The following is a 19,023-nucleotide window of genomic DNA, read 5'->3' as shown; positions in this document are numbered from 1 at the left end:
CCTCAGCCCGCCGACCACGGGGTGTAGGTCGGCGTGTCACCTCGGAGGTGCCGGGCCAACAACCGCGCCTGGAGCAGCGGCAGGGTGGACGCGGGAACCTCCCGGTCCAGGACCGGGTGGTGCCACATCCGGTCCCGCGCCGTGGACCAGTGGGAGAGGAACGCTTTCCGTCCCTCCTCCGTGAACCTGACCTCCCCTCCGGGCAGGGTCTCCATGTCCCGCTCGCTCAGCTGCTTCTTGTTGAACAGCGTGATGACGAGGCGGTCCACCAGCATCGTCCTGAACTCCTCCATGAGGTCCAGGGACAACGACGCCTTGCCTGGCCGCACGTCGTGCAGGTACCCGATGAACGGGTCGAGCCCGACCTCGTCGACCGCTCCCCTGGTGGCGACCTCCAGCATCGTGTAGCCGAAGGACAGCGCGCAGTTGACGGGATCAGTGGGAGGACGACGGGTCCGCCCCGGGTTCGCCCCCGGGATCAGCACGCCCATCGCCTGGAAGTACCGCCGCGCGGCGCTGCCCTCCAGACCCCGGATCGTGTCCAGGTCGTCGGCTTCCCGCAGGCGTGGCAACGTGGCGGCGTGGTCGGCGGCGATATCCCGCAGCAACTCCCGATCACCGCCCTGCCTGTCCCGCGCGATGCGCAGCACCAGTTGGCGGTAGTTGTGCAGTTTGCCGGCCACGAACGCGCGGGCCAGGGCCAGTCGGCGGGCAGGGTCGTCGTAGGCCCGGACCTGCTCGATGCGGAGCCGCGCCCCGCCGGTCTGCCGGCCGGAGGTCCTGGTGAGCAGCTTGCCGTTCTGACTCAACCAGGTGACTGACCGGCCGTCCTCCGAGCACCGGTGGAACAGGTCCTCGGAGACGTGCACCCCCTTGTTGACCACCAGGTGGTCGAGTCGAACCAGGGGTTGCAGGTGCCGGCCGGGCCTGTCGGGGCTGGTGATTCGCACCGCGTCGCCGTCCAACCCCAAGCTTGTGCCCGGGGTCGAGATGAACAGGGTCCTCAGTGCTTCAGTCATCCCACTCTCCCAACGGACGTGGTGTGAAAGGGTCCCCGGGCGATGCCGCGCGCAGCTCGGGCACGCACCCGGGCCGGAGGGAACACCGGCGGCAGCGGCTGTCGTGCACGGGGGGCGGCGTGGTCCCGGTGGTGATCAGCTCGCGCAGTCGCTCGGCCGTGTCAACCACCCGGCGTTCCAGGGCGGCGTCGACCTCGACGACGTGCCGCCGACGGCGTTGCCCGGCGAAGACGACCCCGTGGGGCACCTCCGCCCCGAACATCTCCCGGAGGCACAACACCTGGCCGGCGACCTGCACGTCGGCCGGTCCCCCAGGCCGGTAGCCACCGGACTTGTGCTCCACCGGCACCGGACCGTCCGGCCCGAACTCGACCGTGTCGCAGACCCCGTGGATGCCCAGCCGCGTGCTGCGCACCGGCAGCGAGTTCCACTGGCGCACACCGCGACGGTTCCTGGTGGTGTCGCCGCGGTCGACGACCTCGTGATGCAGCGAACCCCTGGTCGTGGCCGCATCATCCTCGAAGTACTGCTCGACGTGGATCAACGCCGCCTGCCGGGGGCAGTAGGCGTAGTGCTCCAACCCTCCGAGGGTGACGCTGGGTTCGGGGCCGGGCCTCGGCCCGGCCCCTTCCGAGTGTGAGGACCCCATCACGTCAGCCGAGCACCGTGGTCAGGGTGACACCGTCGGGCAGTGCCGCGGAGTCGACGCGCAGCTTGTAGTCGGTGAACGACCTCGGCGGGAGCGGGTTGTCCGGCTCGGTCCGCTCGGCCACCACGCGCTCGCACAGGGTGTGGGCGGGGGCGTTCCCGAAGGCGTCCTGGTGGCTGAACACGTGGAGACCTCGCGGGGCGAGCCGGCCGCGCGTCGCGGAGCGGTCGTGGTCGAACATCATCGTCATCGACCGGTACAGCAGCTCCAGGTCACGGCTGTCCACGCCGGTCTGCCTGCCCCGGGCCGCCGAGTAGTACAGCTCGGCGCGGTAGAGGCCGTAGGGGACGGTCCACTTGCCGCCCATCTCGGTGCTCTCCCCCTTGTCGATGTCCTCCTTCTTCGTCTGGGTGACGCGGGTGATCGCGTGGTCGACCGGGCTCACCGGGTCGGCGCTGCGCGCCATCGTCACCTGGAGCGGACCGTAGATCTGGCCGAGCCGCTTGGTGACCTTGCTGCCCGTGGAGAGCACCGCACCGAAGAGGCGGATGTCGACGTAGCGGTTCGCCAGCCAGGCACGGGTGTTGGTGACCTGCTCGGTGCTGATCTTCTCCTCCTCGGCGCCGTTGGCGCTCGCGGCTTCCAGGAGCCTGGTGTTCAGGGCGTGGCCCGCCTCGACGAAGATCCCGTAGCGGGGGTCGCCGTCGCCAGCCAACGCCAGGGTGTTGCGGATCTTCCGCTTGAGCGCGACGTCGGTCACCAGGCCGTGCTGGGTGTCCAGGTCCAGGCGTGGCCGGTTGCCGGAGTCGGGGTCGCCGTTGGGGTTGCCGTCGGTGACGTCGAAGTAGAAGACGATGTCGTGCCGCACGGTGGGGTCGAGGTGTGCGGGTACGGCGTTGCTCATGGTTCTCCTGCCAGTGGGTTCGTCAGGTGGATCGGGGCCGGGTTGGGCTGGGGACGCTCAGGGGGTGTCGGGCTCGGCGTCGGGCCCGCCTTCCGCCTCCTTGTTCTTCTTCTCCAACGCGGCGAGCATCTCCTCGTCGTACCTGGCCTTCTGGTGGTAGTAGCCGAGGACGAAGCAGCTCTGCTGGGCGGTGGTGAAGCGGGCGGGGAGCGCCGCGGCCTCGAGCAGCGTGGTCATCCTGGCCAGCTCCCGGTCGAGGCGCACCGACAGGCCGCGTTTGGTCTTGTCGCGCCACAACTTCTTCAACCAGGGCTGCGCCTCCCGCATGCCGGTTGTTACCGCCTGGTCCGGCTTGCTCAGGGCACCGGCGAAGTGGCGGTCGGCGAAGCTGGTGTTGACATCGCCCAACGCGGTGCGCTGGATGCGCTGGAGGAGGGTGAAGATCCGCCCGCACAGGTACGCGGGGTCGGTGTTGGTCTCGTCGAGACCGGGCATGACGTGGTCCTTTCCGTACTGGCGGACGAGGGAGAGGCGGAGCAGCGCCGCCCGGTAGGCGTCCACTCGTCCGTCGTTGGTGATGCGCGCCAGCAGGTGGTGGCGGAGTTCCGGGGGTGGTGGGGTGTTCCGCAACGCGGTCGCGACGAGCTGTCGGTGCAGCCGCTCCGACCGGCGGGAGGACTTGCTGCCCATCTCGGCGTAGGCCTTGAGCTTGGGCTGCCACCGGCCAGTGGCCAGCACGAGCGTCCACAGCCGGAGGGGGCGGTCGTGGCCGCGTGCCCGGACGATCTCGATGTCCTCGAACCAGGACCTGATGTTCCGTTCGAGTTCGGGCAGGGGCATCTCGACCCAGTCCCGCACCATGATGCGGGCGATGTTGCCGCTGACGGTGAGGGCGTGGAAGCGGGTCAGGTCCTTCCCCCCGTTGGCGACCGCCTTCCCCTCGTGCGGGGAGGTGAGGAGCCGGGAGACGGCGCTCGGGTCGGGTTGTTCGAGCTGGGCCATCCAGTCGGTCTCGGGTGGGCCGCTGTACCACCAGGCGAGTTTGCTGTCCTGTCGGGCGTAGCTGGAGGTGTGGTCGCTGGAGAGCACGGCCACCAGCCCGGTGGTCATGCTGTCGGCGCACACCATGCACAGCGGGGTGTGGGTGAGGCCGGTCGTCAGCTGGTAGCCGAAGACCCGTTCGTTGACGCTGACCAGGGCGGCGTCGTTGGAGGCGCCGGGGACGAGCTTCTTCGGCACCTTGCCGGGGACGGTGTCGACCAGAGGAGCGACGGTGCCGCAGGACAGGCACAGCCCGGTGGCGGCGCCACCGGCCTTGCGTCGGGCGACTTCGGTGGACCAGTACGGCACCACTGAGGGCGCCTCGGTGGCCGGGACACCGTCGACGACGAGCAACACGCCCTGCTTGGACGTCCAGCCCTCTGGTTCCGCGACCCGGTGCGGCCCGTTCTGCTGGTAGAAGGCGGCCACCGCCTGGGCGAGGGTGTCGTCCTGGGCCGCCGGGTCGCCGGCCCAGCGGGTGACCAGGTCGACGAAGGCCGCGTGACAGCTCGCGGCCCGTTCGGGTTTCGTCTTCTCGTCGGCCCAGCCGAGCACGTACTGGATGTCGTCGGCCGCGAGGTTCGGGGAGATGCCCACGGTGCGGACGACGGCGGGGACCTGGCGGCTCACCCCCCGCCCCGGCCTCGTCGCCGCCGGGTCGGTGACCCGGGTGAGGAGAGGTGGGCGGCCGGCGGTGCTGATCTCCAGTTGCCAGTGCAGCTCCCGTTCCCGGTGGAACGGCTTGCTCGTCCCCTGGCGCTGGGCATGGTCGACCAGGCGTTTGACCAGCATCACGCACCTCCGCCCACGCCGACCGGGGTGGCCCGGGGCACCGCCACCCCGGAGGGCGGGACGTTCATCCGTCCCCGTACGACCTCGGCGTGGAACCAGTGCGTCGTGGGGGGTTCGGTGGAGTGGTCGATGCTGTGGATCATGAGCCCGAGGTCCTCGGTGTAGGTCTCGACGGCGGGGGTGTCGTCGGGCAGGCCGAAGTAGGCGGAGAACTCGCGGGTGCCCAGGTAGGGCTGGTGGAAGCAGGCGCCCCGCCGCACTCGGCGCCGGAACTGGTCGCGGTAGGCCTCCGCCCGGTGGGTGGCGTGCGGTCGGAGTTCGACCTGGGCGTGGATGCGGTAGGCGACGTCCTTCAGGCACAGCGCGAAGCGTTGGACCCGGTGGGCGGCGGTATCGACGCGGCGCTCACCCTTCGCGGCCTCCGCCAACGGCGGCAGGTCGCTGGTCTCGTTGCGGCGCTGGGTGAACTGCCGGACCGGGCGCAGCACCTCGATCGCCGTCACCCGCCAGTCGAACTCCGGTTTCCAGAAGATCGCCTCCAGCACGCCCACGGCCGCGCTGGGCGTCATCACCGGGTAGGTGACCCGTTCGACCTTGAGTTCGGGGCGGGTGAACAGGGCCGCGTCGCCCCACACCTGCACCACCACCGGGTCCCACTCCTCGCGCGGGGAACTCGGTTTCACCACACTTCCTCCTGAACGATGTCGGTCGTGTCGATGCCGTACGCCTCGTGGTAGTCGCCAGCCCATTCGTGCAGGTCGCCGACGACGGGACGGCAGATCGCTCGGATGTCGGGGCGGTTGAGCAACGCCCGGGGCAGTGGGACCACATAGGGTTGAACCGCGCGGAAGTCCTGGGGGGTCGGGTTCGTCGACGAGCGCAGGCGTTCCGCCAGGCGCGGTCCCTCTCCCTTGTGGTCCTTGTTCTTGCCGTGGAAGTCGACGACGACGGGGACGGTGTCCTCGTCGATCATGCGGAACGCGAGTTCCCGGTCCCTGGCCGTCCCAGCGCCGCCCGCGTCGAGGAGCGGGCCCTCGGCCACCGACTGGTAGTCGAACGCGGCCCGCCCGCGCTGGACGGCGTTCGCGCGGCGGTTGTCTGCCAGGTTCAGCGCCGAGTACACGCCCCGGTAGTAGCGGTCGAGCGCGTCCAGCCGGTCGGGGTCCTGGCCCTCCCAGAAGTGGACGCTGGTCTGTTCGGCGAGGGCCCGGTACTCGGCGCCGGGATAGCCGCCGTCCTCCGGGACGACGATGACGACCCGGCCGCCCTCCCGGCCCAAGGTGCCCTCCCGGTTGGCGCGGCCGGCGGCCTGTTGGACGGCGTCGGCGCCGGCGAGCACGCGGTAGACGACCGGGAAGTCGATGTCGACGCCGGCCTCGATGAGCTGGGTGGAGACCAGGAGGATGGGCTCGTCGGCGTTCAGGCGGCGGTTGGCGTCGTGGAGCACCTGCTGCCGGTGGGCCCCGCACAACCGGGCCGACAGGTGCAGGACGTGTGGGGACGTCTCGTCGGGGTTGGCGTGCCGGTAGACGGTGCGGGCGTTGCCCGTGGTGTTGACGACCACGAGGCACTGCCGTTCGTCGAGGGCAGCCTCCGCGATCTCGGCCAGGGTGGGGCGGGGGTCGCACCACCACTCGTAGCGGACCCGCCGGAGGTCGTCGAAGAGCCGAGTGGGGTCGGGGACGATGTCGGTGACCGGGAAGTCCTTCCACACGGGCAACGATTGGAAGGCCGGTTGGGTGGCGGAACTGAGCACCACCGTGGTGCCGAACTCCTCGGCGAGTACCCGCAGCACGTCGAGGATCGGGGTGAGCAGGCTCAGCGGGAGGGCCTGGACCTCGTCGAGGACGATGACCGAGTTCGCCAGGCGGTGCAGTTTGCGGGACCGCTCGGGTTTGCGGCCGAACAGCGAGTCGAACAGCTGGACGGTGGTGGTCACGATGAAGTCGGCGTCCCAGTTCTCCGCCGCCGGCCGGTACCAGCGGGGCGCGGTGTCCAGGTCCACCGAGGAGTGGTGTTCGAGCACCACGTCGGCGCCGAGCAGCTCCCGGTAGCGGCCCGCGTTCTGCTCGGTGATCGTGGTGAACGGGACGGCGACGATGACCCGCGACTTGCCGTGCAGGGCGGCGTGCCGCAGGGCGAAGGCCCCGGCGGCCATCGTCTTGGCCGACCCGGTGGGCGCGGCCATCCTGAACAGGCCGCCCGGCCGCTCGGCGGCGCGCACCGCGTCCTGGTAGACCTGTTCGCGGGCCGTGTCGACGACCGGATCGGCGCGTTTCCCGCTCGCGGCGCGCTTCGCGAGGACGTTCACCCGTTCCTGGTCGTACCGTTTCCAGAGCTGTTCCATGTCGGGGGCGGGTCGGACCGTGGGCTCGGTCCCCGCCCTGTGCGCGCCGGTGTCGAGGCGGTCGGCGTCGACGAGCGCGGAGAACACCAGGCGAATGCCGACCTCGGCGGTGGACTGGCAACGGCGCCAGTTTTCGGGGATGAGGTTGCCGCCGGAGAGGAAGTCCTTGGCTTCGGGTACCGCGTCGAGGAAACGACGCAGGGTTTCCGGGTCCTCGGCGGGTAAGTCGGGCAGGTCGGACAGGTCCGATGGCCGCGTGAGGCCTCCGTGGTGGCCGAGCACCGCGAGGGCGGCGACGTGGGCGGGGCCGCGCAGGGCCACCGCGCCGAACTCCTTGTGCGGGACCCCGGTCCGGCGGTCCTGCCCCTCCACCGCCAGCAGGGCTTCCTGCCAGGAGCAGCTGGCCTTCCCCGCGTCGTGGAAGAGCCCCAGGGCGCGGGCCAGCGGCGCGGCGCCGAAGGGCTCGGCGAAGCGTGCCGCGAGCTCGCCGGTGGAGATCAGGTGGTCTCGCAGGGTGTGCCGTTCGCCCTTGTCGTTGCGACTGTGCGCCCATAGTTGATTCATCACGAATTTCCTGTCGGGGCAGCTCTCGTTGAGGTCGGCGCGACTTTAGAGTTCGCGCCCGACAGAAAAGACATCCGCTGCGATATTGTCACCTGAACAGAGCAAGGCAGGACAGACCATCGGCACTACCTCGCACCTGGTCGGTGATTCGCAGCCCACTCTTTCGCACTAGTATCTTGATCACACAACGAGCGATTCTTCATCAGCCATTCACCCGGATCGCACCATGTTTATCCGGTGGGGTGAAGTTCTCCCGACGCGAAGCCGACCCGCCTTCGCGGGTGGCGGCAGGGAACGCCGCGTGGGGTTGACGCGATCCGCCCCACGGGGTGCGGGCTGGCCGCCGCCCGGCCACTGGCCCCACCGGCCCGCCCGGTTCAACGGTGGCGCGACCCTCCCGCTCCACAAGACCACTGCCCGGCAGGGCCCCCAGCACCGTGGTGGCCGTGGGTGATCAGCCTCGTGGTGCGGCAGGGAGAATCGCCGCATGAGCAACGACAACACCACCGGGGGCCTGTACCGGCGACTCGCCGCCACCTTCACCGAGCGGGTTCGTGCCGTGCCGGCGAGCGGCTGGGAGTCGCAGTCGCCGTGCGTCGGGTGGACGGCGCGGGACGTGCTCGCGCACGTGGTGGACACGCAGAACTCGGTGCTGCGCAAGGTGGGCATCCAGGTCCCGGCCGGGCCCACCGTGGAGACCGCGCCGCTCGGCGCCTGGGAGCACACGCGGGACGCGGTGCAGGACGTGCTGGACGACCCGATGCGGGCCAACCGCGCCCATGACACGCCGTTCGGGCGGAGCACGCTGGCGGCGACGATCGGGGCGTTCTACTGCTTTGACCTGGTGGTGCACGCCTGGGACATCGCGAAGGCCACCGGGGGGAACACCACGATCCCTCCGGAGAACCTGGAGATGGTGGCCGGTTTCATGGAGCGGATGGGCGACACCCTCTACTCGGAGGGGGTGTGCCAGCCGCCGGTGCCGGTGGTGGGCGAGGTGAACGAGCAGACCCGCATCCTGGCGCTCCTCGGCCGGACCGCCTGAGCCGGGCGCGGGGCGAATTGACAGGCCCAGCCGCCCCGGCGCGGGTCGACTCAGCCCTCCCCGGCCCGCCGCCAGCGGCTACCCGGGTGGTGCGGTGACGCTGTCCCGCCGGACGAGGGCCGGTTCCCGCGTCCGCCGCGCCACGCTGACCTCTCCGTCCTCGATCTGGGCCAGGAGGAGCCCGAGCGCGTCCCCGGCGACCGCGTCGAAGTCGGGGCGGACGGTGGTCAGCGGCGGGGTGAAGTAGGCGGCCTCCGGGACGTCGTCGAAGCCGACGATGCTGACGTCGGTGGGCACCCGGCGGCCGCGTTCGTGCATCGCGCGGAGGACGCCGAGCGCGAGGTGGTCGTTGGCGGCGAAGACGGCCGTCACCTCGGGCATCCGGGCGAGCGCCTGGCCGGCGTGGTAGCCGGCTGCGGCGCTCCAGTCGGCGGCCACCACGGGCGGCACCTCCGCGCCGCTCCGTTCCAGGGCACGCCGCCAGCCCTCGACGCGGCCGGCGCTGTCGAACCAGTCCGGTGGGCCGGAGACGTGCCAGACGGTGCGGTGTCCGATGTCGAGCAGGTGGCGGGTGGCCTGGTGGGCGCCGGACACCTGGTCGACGGTGACGAGGGCGGTGGCCCGGTCGGGGTCGCCGTCGACGGTGACCAGGGGCATGTCGGTGGGGATGTCGGCCAGCGCCTCGCTGGCGGAGAGGGTGGGGGCGATGGCGACGATGCCCGCCACCTGGTCGTCGCGGAGGCGGTCCACGGCGTCGAGGATGTTCGCGCGGTCCAGCGCCCTGACCCGGCGGACCCGCACGGCGAACCCGGCGGTGTCGGAGGCGAGTTCCAGCGCGGCGAGCAGCGAGGCCGGGCCGTAGAGGGTGCTGTGCTGCGCGACCACGCCGATGACCTGCGACCGGCCGGTGGCCAGCGCTCGGGCGGCGCGGTTGGGGCGGTAGCCGAGTTCGTCGATGGCGGCGCGGACGCGGAGCCGGGTCTGCTCGCGGACGTGGGGGTGTCCGTTGAGGACACGGGAGACGGTCTGGTGGGAGACGCCGGCGAGTCGGGCCACGTCGGTCATCGCGGGGTGCCGCGCCGGTCGTCCGCGCACGGGCGTGTCGTCCACTGGCAGCCTCGTCTCCGCTCGGAGCGCCACGTGATCATGCTAGCCCCGCGTGGCCGGTTCCGGCCGTGGCCCGGAGGGCTGACGCCGGGTGCGCGAACGGGTGGGGGTGGCGCCGCGCGGCCGGGGTGGGGCGGCGCTGCCCTGGGCTGCGGGCTGGCGTCGGTGCATGTGTCGCGGGTGGGCGGTGTGGAGGTGGCGGGGCGGTGCCCGTCCTCGCGCCGGGCTGGCTCGGGCGTCGTGGCGATCACGTCCGTCAGGGCGAGGTGCCGGATGACGAGGTCCACGGCCGCCCGCTCGTCGCCGCCTGGGTGGCCTCTTGACCACAGGACGTCGCACTCCGTAACGTCCTCGTCACCGACTCTGTGTTAGCGCTCACATCCGTTGGTTCAGCCGCTCGCCGGGACTCGACACGAACGGGACAACGATGCCCCACGGACGACGCCCCCGCCCCGCCCGCCACCGACTCGCCGCGCTGGTCGCCGCCGCCCTCACCCCGGCGCTGGTCGCGGCCTCCCTCTGGTCCGAAACCGCGACGGCGACGCCGCACCCGGCTCCCCCGGAGCCGGAAGCCGCGACCGAGCCCTACGCCGGCTACCTCTTCGCCTACTTCACCGGCGAGGGCCGGCCCGACGGTGAGCAGGTGTACTTCGCGCTCAGCCGGGGGAACGACCCGCTGCGCTGGGACGAACTCAACGACGGACAGCCCGTGCTGAGCTCCACGCTCGGCGACGAGGGGGTCCGGGACCCGTTCCTGATCCGCTCCCCCGAGGGCGACCGCTTCTACCTGATCGCCACCGACCTGCGCATCCACGGCAACGGGGACTGGGACGGCGCGCAGCGGCACGGCAGCCGCTCCATCATGGTGTGGGACTCCACGGACCTGGTGAGCTGGTCCGAGCAGCGGTCGGTCGAGGTGTCGCCGCCCAACGCCGGCAACACCTGGGCCCCGAAGGCGCACTGGAGCGAGGAGCTGGACGCCTACGTGGTGTTCTGGGCGTCCAAGCTGTACGCCGAGGACGACCCGGACCACACCGGGACGAGCCACAACCGGATGATGTACGCCACGACCCGGGACTTCGTCTCCTTCAGCGAGGCCCAGGTGTGGCACGACCCGGGCCACTCGGTCATCGACTCGGCCGTCATCGAACACGAGGGCGTCTACCACCGGTTCACCAAGGACGAGCGCGACCCCGACTCCTCGTCGCCGTGCGCCAAGTTCCTGGTGGCCGAGCGGTCAACGGAACTGACCTCCATCTCCTGGGACTTCGTCGCCGACTGCGTCGGCCGGGCCAGCGAGGACTCCCCCGGCGTCGAGCGCGGCGAGGGGCCGGCGGTGTTCCGGGCGAACTCCGGGGACCGCTGGCACCTGTTCATCGACGAGTTCGGCGGCCGGGGGTACGTGCCCTTCGAGACCACGGACCTCGACTCCGGGCGCTGGACCATGTCCAGCGACTACCGCCTCCCGCCGGGCGCCCGGCACGGTTCGGTCATCCCCCTCACCCAGGCCGAGCACGACCGGCTCGCCGGCGGACCGGTGCCGCCCGTCGAGGCGGACGAGTCCGGGCTGGTGGCGCACTGGCCGTTGGACGGTGCCGCCGGTGAACCCGAGGCCGGGTCGCGGGCGGTCGACGTCTCCGGGCACGGCTACCACGGGACGCTTCACGGCGACGTCCGGTGGGTCGGGGACGCGCTGGAGTTCGGGGGCACCGACGGCCACGTCGCACTGCCCGACCACCTGCTGTCCGGGCTGGACGCGGTGACCGTGAGCGCCGACGTGTGGGTCGACCCGGCGCAGCCGACGCCCTACTTCCTCTACGGCTTCGGCAACACCGACCGGGCCGGGGTGGGCGACGGCTACCTCTTCGCCACCGGAGGCACCGAGGACAGCGGGCTACGCGCCGCGCTGGCCACCGGGGACTGGTCCACGGAGCAGCAGGTGGCGGCGGAGCGCGGTCTGCCCCGGGGCGGGTGGCGGCACCTGACGCACACGGTGGACGGCGGCACGGCCGTCCTCTACCTCGACGGGGTGGAGGTCGCCAGGAACGAGGGGATCACCATCCGCCCCGGTGACATCGGCGGCGGACGCACCACGGCCAACTACCTGGGGCGCTCGCAGTACTCCGCCGACCACCACCTCACCGGTCGGCTGCGGGACGTGCGGTTGCACAACCGCGCCCTGAGCGCGGAGGAGGTCGCCGGGTTGTCCCGCAACGGCACCGTCATCCGAGGGGTGGACCTGCCGGAGTTGGCGGTGCCGGCGGTGATCGACCCGGTGGGTGCCACGGTGACGCTGCCGGTGGAGCCGGGGACCCGGCGCCACTGGCTGTCGCCGGTCCTCGAGCTGGCTCCGGGGGCGAGCGTCTCCCCGGACGGGCGGCGTCGGGTGGACCTGCGGGAACCGCTGACCTACACCGTGACCTCGCCCTCGGGGGCGAGTCGGGACTGGACGGTGGTGGCCCGGGAGCTGCGGACCCCGGTGCTGCCCGGCTACCACGCCGATCCCGACATCGCGGTGTTCGGCGACACCTACTACCTGTACCCGACCACGGACGGCTTCCCGGGGTGGGGTTCCACGACGTTCAGCGTGTTCTCCTCGAAGGACCTGGTGAACTGGACCGACCACGGCGTGATCCTCGACCTGGGGACCGACGTGCCCTGGGCCGACCGCAACGCGTGGGCGCCGACGATCGCCGAACGCGACGGCCGCTACTACTTCTACTTCACGGCCGCGCAGCAGGTCGGGGTCGCCGTCGCGGACTCCCCGCTGGGCCCGTTCGAGGACGTGGGGGCTCCGCTGGTGTCGGCGAACCCGGGTGGGGTGGGCCAGGCCATCGATCCGGCGGCCTTCGTCGACGAGGACGGGCAGGCCTACCTGTACTGGGGCAACGGCGCGCCGTTCGTGGTGCCGTTGAACGAGGACATGGTGTCCTTCGACCCCTCCTCGGTGCGCCGGCTGTCGGGCCTGGACGAATTCCGGGAGGGGCTGTTCGTGGTGCGGCGGGGGGACACCTACCACCTGACCTACTCCATCGACGACACCCGCAGCCCCGACTACCGGGTGGGGTACGCGACGGCGGACAGCCCACTGGGGCCGTTCACCAGCCACGGCGTGATCCTGAGCGGGGACCCGGCGCAGGGGATCCTCGGGACGGGGCACAACTCGGTGCTGCGGGTCCCCGGTACCGACGACTGGTACATCGCCTACCACCGGTTCGCGGTTCCCGACGGCGACGGCACGCACCGGGAGACGACGCTGGACCGCCTCACCTTCGGCGCGGACGGCCTGGCTGAGCCGGTGGTCCCGACGCTGGAGGGGGTGGCGCCGCACCCCGTCCCGGTGCCGTCGGTGGCCACCCCGCTCGGCCTCCCTGGTTGCGCCGGGACGCCGGGGCGCTGCGCGCCGGACGACGACTGAGCCCTCCCCGTGCCCACCGGTCCGTGCGCGGACCGGCGGTGCGGGCTGCCCTCCTCCTCCAACCCCTTGGGAGCACGCATGGCACGAGCACGCCGACATCTACCCCTGGCGCTGTGCGCCGCCGTCGCGGCGGCCACGGTGATCACGGTTCCCCTCGACGCCGAGGCCCAGGACGCGACCGACTACACGTTGCGGGTGGATCCGCGCGGGGACGGCCCGGAGATCGCCGACCACCTGTACGGGATCTTCTACGAGGACATCAACCGGGCCGCCGACGGCGGGTTGTACGCGGAGCTGGTCCAGAACCGCTCCTTCGAGTACGACCCGGTGGACCACCCCTCCTACACGGGGCTGACCGCGTGGACCCCGGTCTCCCTGGCCGGCGGTGCCGGCACCGCCGAGGTGGTGGACGACGAGCACCGGATGAACGAACGCAACCGCCGCTACCTGCGGCTGGAGCTGGCCGGCACCGGCGGGACGGACGCGGCCTTCGGGGTCACCAACTCCGGGTACAACACGGGCATCGCGGTCCGCGAGGGCGCCGGCTACGACTTCTCGGTGTGGGCGCGCACCGACGCGCCGGGCGGCACCCCGCTGACCGTCCGCCTCACCGACGCCGGTGGTGCCGCGCTGGCCGAGCCGCTGCGGCTGGAGGTCACCGGCGACCAGTGGACCCGGTACACGGGCACGGTGACGGCGGAGGCCGACAGCACCACGGGACGGTTGACCGTGGCCGGTGGCGGGGCGGGCACCCTGCGGCTGGACATGGTGTCGCTCTTCCCGCGGGACACCTTCATGCACCGGCCCAACGGCCTGCGCCGCGACCTCGCGGAGAAGATCGCCGACCTGGAACCCGGTTTCCTGCGGTTCCCCGGCGGGTGCCTGGTGAACACCGGCAGCCACTACGGGTACGAGGGACCCGACTACCCCAGGGCCCGCTCCTACCAGTGGAAGGACACCGTGGGCCCGGTGGAGGAACGCGCCACCAACAAGAACTTCTGGGGCTACAACCAGTCCTACGGGCTCGGCTACTTCGAGTACTTCCAGTTCGCCGAGGACATCGGGGCGACCCCGCTGCCGGTGGTGCCGGCGCTGGTCACCGGCTGCGGGCAGAACCAGGCGACCGACGACCCCGAACTGCTGGCCCGGCACATCCAGGACACCCTCGACCTCGTCGAGTTCGCCAACGGGCCCGCCGACTCCGAGTGGGGGTCGCTGCGCGCGGAGATGGGGCACCCGGAGCCGTTCGGGATGACCCACCTCGCGGTGGGCAACGAGGAGAACCTGCCGGAGGAGTTCTTCGAACGTTTCGTCCAGTTCCGGGACGCGATCGAGGCGGAGTACCCGGAGATCGTGGTGGTCGGCAACTCCGGGCCCAGTTCGGCCGGCGCGACCTTCGACCGGTTGTGGGAGCTCAACCGCGAGGCCGGTGTGGAGATGGTCGACGAGCACTACTACAACAGCCCTCAATGGTTCCTGGAGAACAACGACCGCTACGACTCCTACGACCGGCAGGGCCCGGAGGTGTTCCTCGGCGAGTACGCCTCGCAGGACAACCGGTTCCGCAACTCGCTGGCCGAGGCGGCGTTCATGACCGGGTTGGAACGCAACGCCGACATCGTGCGGATGGCCTCCTACGCGCCGCTGCTGGCCAACGTGGACTACGTGCAGTGGAGCCCGGACCTGATCTGGTTCGACAACCACCGGTCCTGGGGGTCGACCAGTTACGAGACGCAGAAGCTGTTCATGACCAACGTGGGTGACCGGGTGGTGCCCAGCGAGGCCAGCGGCACCCCGGTGCTCACCGAACCGATCACCGGGGCGGTGGGGCTGTCGACCTGGGCCACCAGCGCCGCCTACGACGACGTCCGGGTGACCTCCGCCGACGGGGAGGTGCTGTTCGCCGACGACTTCTCGGCCGGGGACGGCCACTGGAGTCACCCGGACGGCCGGGGCGAGTGGGCCGTCGAGGACGGCGCCTACGTGCAGCGCGACACCTCGGCGGAGGACACCCTGGTGGTGGCCGGTGACCCGGAGTGGCGCGACTACGACCTGGAGGTGACCGCCACCAAACTCGCCGGTCAGGAGGGGTTCCTCATCGCGTTCGGCGTGCGGGACACCGGCAACCACTACTGGTGGAACCTGGGCGGGTGGAACAACACCACCTCGGCGGTGGAGCGGTCCGTGGACGGCGGCAAGTCGACGATGGTGGAGCGGCCGACGCGGATCGAGACCGGGCGGGAGTACGAGGCCCGGGTGGAGGTGCGGGGCCGGGAGGTGTCCCTGTTCCTCGACGGCGAGCTCTGGGGGTCCTTCACCGACGACCAGATCGCCGAACCGTTCCGGCAGGTCGTCACCTACGACGAGCAGGCCGGTGAGCTGATCGTGAAGGTGGTGAACGCGCAGGCCTCGGCCGCGCGGACCGAGATCGACCTCGGCGGTGCCCTGGTGGGTCGGACGGCGAGGGTCACGACGCTGCGGGGTGATCCGGACGCGGTGAACACGGCGGAGGAGCAGCCGATCCGGCCCGAGGAGTCGGTGGTGCGCGGGGTGGGCCCGGAGTTCACGCACACCTTCCCGCCGCACTCGATCACGTTCCTGCGGATCCGGGCGAGGATCTGAACCGTCGCTGGTCCGCGCGGGTCCCGGTCCGGCTGGCGCTCCGCTGGCGTCAGCCGGACCGGGTCCGAAAGCTGTCGGTGTGCCGGCGTGGTGCGCGGTCATGGTGCGGGCGTCCGCGCCGGGTACCCGGTCAGGGCAGGGGGCGGGTGAGCCAGACCAGCTCACCGCGCCCGTCGTCGGGGTCGACGTGGTCGCGGTGGAAGCCGAGTTTGGCCAGCACGCGCAGGGAGGGCGCGTTCCAGGCGCGCACCGTCGACCACAGCCGGCCGCGACCGGTTGCGGTGGCCTGGGTGAGCACCGCCCGCCCCGCCTCCGTGGCGTAGCCGCGGCCGTGGGCCCGGCGGAACAGCTCGTAGGCGATCTCGGGTTCCTCGCGGGTGGCGCGCCCGACGATCAGGCCGCAGTAGCCGAGCAGGTCGTCCTGGCCGTGGAGGCGCACGGTGAGCAGTGCGAGACCGGTCCGGCGGGTGGTGTCGAGGAGGCGCCGGATGCGGTCGCGGCACTCCTCGACCCCGGGGGTGCCCGTTCCGCGTTCGGTGATGAGCGCCCGGTACTCCTCGGCGTCTCCCTCCGCCCAGGGGCGCAGGGAGAGGCGGTCGGTCTCCAGGTGCGTGGCCATCGGCGGGTAGTCGTCCACGGCGGCACGCTACCGACTTCGGGGCGGGTGCCGAACCTCCGTCGTGGGCGGATCGACGCCGGATCGGGGGCGGGCGCCGGGAGTGGTCGCCGTGGTCGCCGTGGTGGGGTGGTGGCCCCGGGTTTCGCCGGGCATCCCCGCCGCGTGGGGTGGGGATGCCCGGCGCCGGGGAGCCCGTCGGACCGACGCCGTTAGGGCGCCGGGACGTCCTCGGCCGGGGTGACCTCGGTGCTCCGGCCCGCGACCAGGTCGATCACCACCTGTCCCTCCGGCCAGCGGACCAGGACGCGGCGGTCGGCGTCGCAGACCACGGCGGCCCGGACGAGTCGGCCGTCCCGCCAGGACGCCTCGACGGTGACCGCTCCCCTGGCCCGGAGCCCGGTGAACTCGCCGCTGCCCCAGGCGGCGGGCAGCGCGGGTAACAGGTCCACGACGGTCAGCTCCTCGGAGGTCAGGTGGGACTGGAGGAGGAGCTCGGCGACGCCGGCGGTGACACCGAGGTTCCCGTCGATCTGGAACGGGGGGTGCGCGCAGAACAGGTTCGGGTAGACGCCGCCGGGCACCGAGGTCGTCGGGGTGTCTGGGGCGTCCTCCCGCAGCGGGGTGAGGTAGCGGCGCAGCAGGTCCGCCGCCCCGGCGGCGTCCCGCAGGCGCGCGCGCAACGCGATCCGCCAGGCCAGTGCCCAGCCCGTCGAGTCGGGTCCCCGGCCGTCCAGCGTCCGCAGGGCGGCGGCGGCCAGGGTCGGGGTGCGTTCCGGGTCGATGCGGGTTCCCGGGAACACCCCGACCAGGTGGCTGGTGTGGCGGTGTCCCGGTTCGGCGTCGGTCACGTCGGTCGACCACTCGGCGAGGCGACCGTCGGGGCCGACGCGTTCGCCGGGCAGGCGCCGGAGGGCGGCGCGGGCCCGCCGGATCCAGTCCTGGTCCTCGGCGGTGGCCTCGTCGCCGAGGGCGGTGGCCATCCGCAGTCCGGCGGTGAGGATGTTGTGGATGAGGCCCAGGTCGGAGGTGGTGGAGGTGGCGACGGCGGCGGACTCCCCGTCGCCGGCCAGGTAGCGGTTCTCCGGGGAGGTGGCCGGTGCGGTGCCGAGGGTGCCGTCGGGGTTCTCGACCAGCCAGGCCAGGACGAACTCGGTGGCGGATCGGACGAGGGGCCAGCCGGCGGTGGTGAGGAACTCCCGGTCCCTGGTGAAGTCGTAGTGGTCCCAGACCTGGAGGCACAGCCAGGCCGCGCCCAACGGCCAGAACGACCAGGCCGGGTCGTCGGCTCCCTCTCCGACGGCGTCGGCGAAGGCCCAGGCGTCGGAGTTGTGGTGCGCCGTCCAGCCGGGGAGGCCGTAGACGTGGCCCGCGACGCCGGTCCCCCGCCGCCGCAGGTGTTCCAGCCAGTCGAGGAGCGGTTGGTGGCATTCGGCGAGGTTGGTGACCTCGGCGGGCCAGTAGTTCATCTCCAGGTTGATGTTGGTGGTGTAGTTGGCGCGCCACGGCGGGGCGAGGTGGTCGTTCCAGATGCCCTGGAGGTTGCTGGGCAGTGAGCCGGGTCGGGAGGACGCGATCAGCAGGTAGCGGCCGAAGTGGAAGGCCAGGGCGGCCAGGCCGGGGTCCGGCTCCCCGGCCGCGTGCCGGCGCAGCCGCTCGTCGGTCGGGATGTCGGCGGAGTGGGTGGTGGGTTCCTCGTCCCCGCCGGAGGACGCGAGGCGCAGTCGGACCCGGTCGAACAGCCGGCGGTGGTCGCGGGAGTGGGCGTCGCGGAGGGCGGCGGGTCCCCCGTCGTCGCGCACCCGCCGCAGGTGCGCGTCGAGGCGTGCGTCCAGGTCGGACCGCAGGGTGTCGAGGTCCCCGTGCGGGCTGGTGGACGGGTCGACGTAGTCCGTCGCCGTGGCGAGCAGCAGCACCAGGTCGGTGGCGTCGCGCACCAGCAGGCCGTCACCGTCCACGGTGACGGTGCCGTCGGTGAGCAGCCGGGCTCCGACGAGCGCGGTGACCGTTCCGCCCTGTTCGGGGTAGCGGCGGGGATCGCCCGGGTCGTCCCCGCCCTGGAGGGGGCGGGACGGCATCGGCACGTGGGCGTCGGCTCCCGCGATGCCGGGCAGGTCGTGACCGTGGAACCGGACCGAGGCGGCCACGTGGGGGCTGTCGAGTGCCACCCGCGTGGTGTGGGGCGCGCTGGCGACGCGGTGCAGGACGAGGACCTGGTCGGCGGCGCTCGCCCACACCTCCTGGTGGTGCCGCACGACGTCCCGGGTGAAGTGGTGGCTGGCCAGTGCGTGCGCGAGGTCGAGACATCGGCCGTAGCTGCCCTGGTCGGGTTCGGGTAGGGGGTGTCCGGTCGGGTCGAGCTGGGTCAGCCGGACGTCGACCAGGGGCTGGTAGGCCTGGGTGTTGCCGAACTGGAGTTGGGACAGGGTGCGTTCGGCGTCCCGGACCTGGCCGGCGGCGAGGTGGGATCGGGCCTCGGCGAGCAGGGCCGGTCCGTCGCCCGAGGCGAGTTCCCGGCCGGTGCGCTGGTGGGGTGCCCCCGACCAGCAGGTGTCGTCGTTGATCTGGAGCCGCTCGGTCGCGGTCCCGCCGAAGACCATCGCGCCGAGTCGGCCGTTGCCGACCGGGAGCGCTTCTGTCCACCGGCGGGCGGGAGCGTCGTAGCGCAGTTCGGTATCCGCGGCCCTGTCGTGGTCACCGGACACGAGCACCTCCTGGTCGTGACAGCACGAGATCACCCCCCAGGCTGCCCAGTGGCGGCTCGGAACACCAGTGCCAGCGGCGAGGTGATCGCCCCGTTCGCCGCATTCGTCCGATTACCGGGACGTTCGCCGGGCCGAGGTCCTCTGGACCGATCCCCTCGGATCGTTCCGACGTGGGGGGCGAACGCCCGGGTGGC

Annotated in this window: 12 protein-coding genes; 3 read left to right on the top strand and 9 right to left on the bottom strand. The window is 72.0% G+C overall.

Features of this window, described 5'->3' with window-relative positions; genetic code table 11:
- Positions 1-2 precede the first annotated feature (2 nt).
- The 6 genes from cas1 to G443_RS02055 are packed head-to-tail and all read right to left on the bottom strand — an operon-like array spanning position 3 to position 7,316.
- Positions 3-1,019, bottom strand: coding sequence for a CRISPR-associated endonuclease Cas1 (gene cas1, locus G443_RS02080; protein WP_026420665.1), 1,017 nt, complete (start codon positions 1,017-1,019; stop codon positions 3-5).
- Positions 1,012-1,668, bottom strand: a complete 657-nt coding sequence (gene cas4, locus G443_RS02075; RefSeq protein WP_026420666.1) for a CRISPR-associated protein Cas4 — start codon at positions 1,666-1,668, stop codon at positions 1,012-1,014. Before cas4 ends, cas1 begins: the two co-directional genes overlap by 8 nt.
- A gap of 4 nt (positions 1,669-1,672) precedes the next feature.
- Entirely contained in the window at positions 1,673-2,572 is a 900-nt protein-coding gene (gene cas7c, locus G443_RS02070; protein ID WP_026420667.1) for a type I-C CRISPR-associated protein Cas7/Csd2, read from the bottom strand.
- A 57-nt stretch (positions 2,573-2,629) separates the two neighbouring features.
- Positions 2,630-4,405 carry a type I-C CRISPR-associated protein Cas8c/Csd1 gene (gene cas8c, locus G443_RS02065; RefSeq protein WP_026420668.1) on the bottom strand — a complete coding sequence of 592 codons (1,776 nt, stop codon included), beginning with the start codon at positions 4,403-4,405 and terminating at the stop codon, positions 2,630-2,632.
- A complete protein-coding gene (gene cas5c, locus G443_RS02060) occupies positions 4,405-5,091 on the bottom strand; it encodes a type I-C CRISPR-associated protein Cas5c (protein ID WP_026420669.1) in 687 nt (228 codons plus the stop codon). The genes cas8c and cas5c overlap by 1 nt, the downstream gene beginning before the upstream one ends.
- On the bottom strand, positions 5,085-7,316 hold the full coding sequence (locus G443_RS02055; RefSeq protein ID WP_051314396.1) for a CRISPR-associated helicase/endonuclease Cas3: 2,232 nt from the start codon (positions 7,314-7,316) through the stop codon (positions 5,085-5,087). Before G443_RS02055 ends, cas5c begins: the two co-directional genes overlap by 7 nt.
- A gap of 487 nt (positions 7,317-7,803) precedes the next feature.
- Between G443_RS02055 and G443_RS02050 the strand changes: the two genes are divergently transcribed.
- Positions 7,804-8,361, top strand: a complete 558-nt coding sequence (locus tag G443_RS02050) for a TIGR03086 family metal-binding protein (protein ID WP_026420671.1) — start codon at positions 7,804-7,806, stop codon at positions 8,359-8,361.
- A 78-nt stretch (positions 8,362-8,439) separates the two neighbouring features.
- Here G443_RS02050 and G443_RS02045 read toward each other — a convergent pair whose 3' ends face one another.
- Positions 8,440-9,426, bottom strand: a complete 987-nt coding sequence (locus tag G443_RS02045; RefSeq protein ID WP_035293225.1) for a LacI family DNA-binding transcriptional regulator — start codon at positions 9,424-9,426, stop codon at positions 8,440-8,442.
- A gap of 469 nt (positions 9,427-9,895) precedes the next feature.
- On the opposite strand from G443_RS02045, the gene G443_RS02040 reads away from it, so the two are divergent.
- Both G443_RS02040 and G443_RS02035 read left to right on the top strand, forming a co-directional pair.
- On the top strand, positions 9,896-12,886 hold the full coding sequence (locus G443_RS02040; RefSeq protein WP_051314397.1) for a family 43 glycosylhydrolase: 2,991 nt from the start codon (positions 9,896-9,898) through the stop codon (positions 12,884-12,886).
- Positions 12,887-12,964: 78 nt separating this feature from the next.
- On the top strand, positions 12,965-15,508 hold the full coding sequence (locus tag G443_RS02035; protein ID WP_026420673.1) for an alpha-L-arabinofuranosidase family protein: 2,544 nt from the start codon (positions 12,965-12,967) through the stop codon (positions 15,506-15,508).
- Positions 15,509-15,638: 130 nt separating this feature from the next.
- Here G443_RS02035 and G443_RS02030 read toward each other — a convergent pair whose 3' ends face one another.
- Both G443_RS02030 and G443_RS02025 read right to left on the bottom strand, forming a co-directional pair.
- Positions 15,639-16,145 (bottom strand): GNAT family N-acetyltransferase, encoded by a 507-nt coding sequence (locus G443_RS02030; RefSeq protein WP_245588983.1) that lies wholly within the window; start codon positions 16,143-16,145, stop codon positions 15,639-15,641.
- A 191-nt stretch (positions 16,146-16,336) separates the two neighbouring features.
- Positions 16,337-18,829 (bottom strand): glycoside hydrolase family 95 protein, encoded by a 2,493-nt coding sequence (locus tag G443_RS02025; RefSeq protein ID WP_162147344.1) that lies wholly within the window; start codon positions 18,827-18,829, stop codon positions 16,337-16,339.
- Positions 18,830-19,023 lie beyond the last annotated feature (194 nt).

It is taken from the genome of Actinoalloteichus caeruleus DSM 43889, from assembly GCF_000429185.2.
GTDB classification, from domain to species: domain Bacteria; phylum Actinomycetota; class Actinomycetes; order Mycobacteriales; family Pseudonocardiaceae; genus Actinoalloteichus_B; species Actinoalloteichus_B caeruleus.
The sequence above is the reverse complement of the archived record's forward strand: the minus strand, read 5'-3'. Positions and strand labels throughout refer to the sequence as shown.

Excerpts from the sequence above, each read along its gene's own strand:
- cas1 (WP_026420665.1), bottom strand. The coding sequence starts at position 1,019 with ATGACTGAAGCACTGAGGACCCTGTTCATCTCGACCCCGGGCACAAGC.
- cas4 (WP_026420666.1), bottom strand. The coding sequence starts at position 1,668 with ATGGGGTCCTCACACTCGGAAGGGGCCGGGCCGAGGCCCGGCCCCGAA.
- cas7c (WP_026420667.1), bottom strand. The coding sequence starts at position 2,572 with ATGAGCAACGCCGTACCCGCACACCTCGACCCCACCGTGCGGCACGAC.
- cas8c (WP_026420668.1), bottom strand. The coding sequence starts at position 4,405 with ATGCTGGTCAAACGCCTGGTCGACCATGCCCAGCGCCAGGGGACGAGC.
- G443_RS02055 (WP_051314396.1), bottom strand. The coding sequence starts at position 7,316 with ATGAATCAACTATGGGCGCACAGTCGCAACGACAAGGGCGAACGGCAC.
- G443_RS02050 (WP_026420671.1), top strand. The coding sequence starts at position 7,804 with ATGAGCAACGACAACACCACCGGGGGCCTGTACCGGCGACTCGCCGCC.
- G443_RS02045 (WP_035293225.1), bottom strand. The coding sequence starts at position 9,426 with ATGACCGACGTGGCCCGACTCGCCGGCGTCTCCCACCAGACCGTCTCC.
- G443_RS02040 (WP_051314397.1), top strand. The coding sequence starts at position 9,896 with ATGCCCCACGGACGACGCCCCCGCCCCGCCCGCCACCGACTCGCCGCG.
- G443_RS02035 (WP_026420673.1), top strand. The coding sequence starts at position 12,965 with ATGGCACGAGCACGCCGACATCTACCCCTGGCGCTGTGCGCCGCCGTC.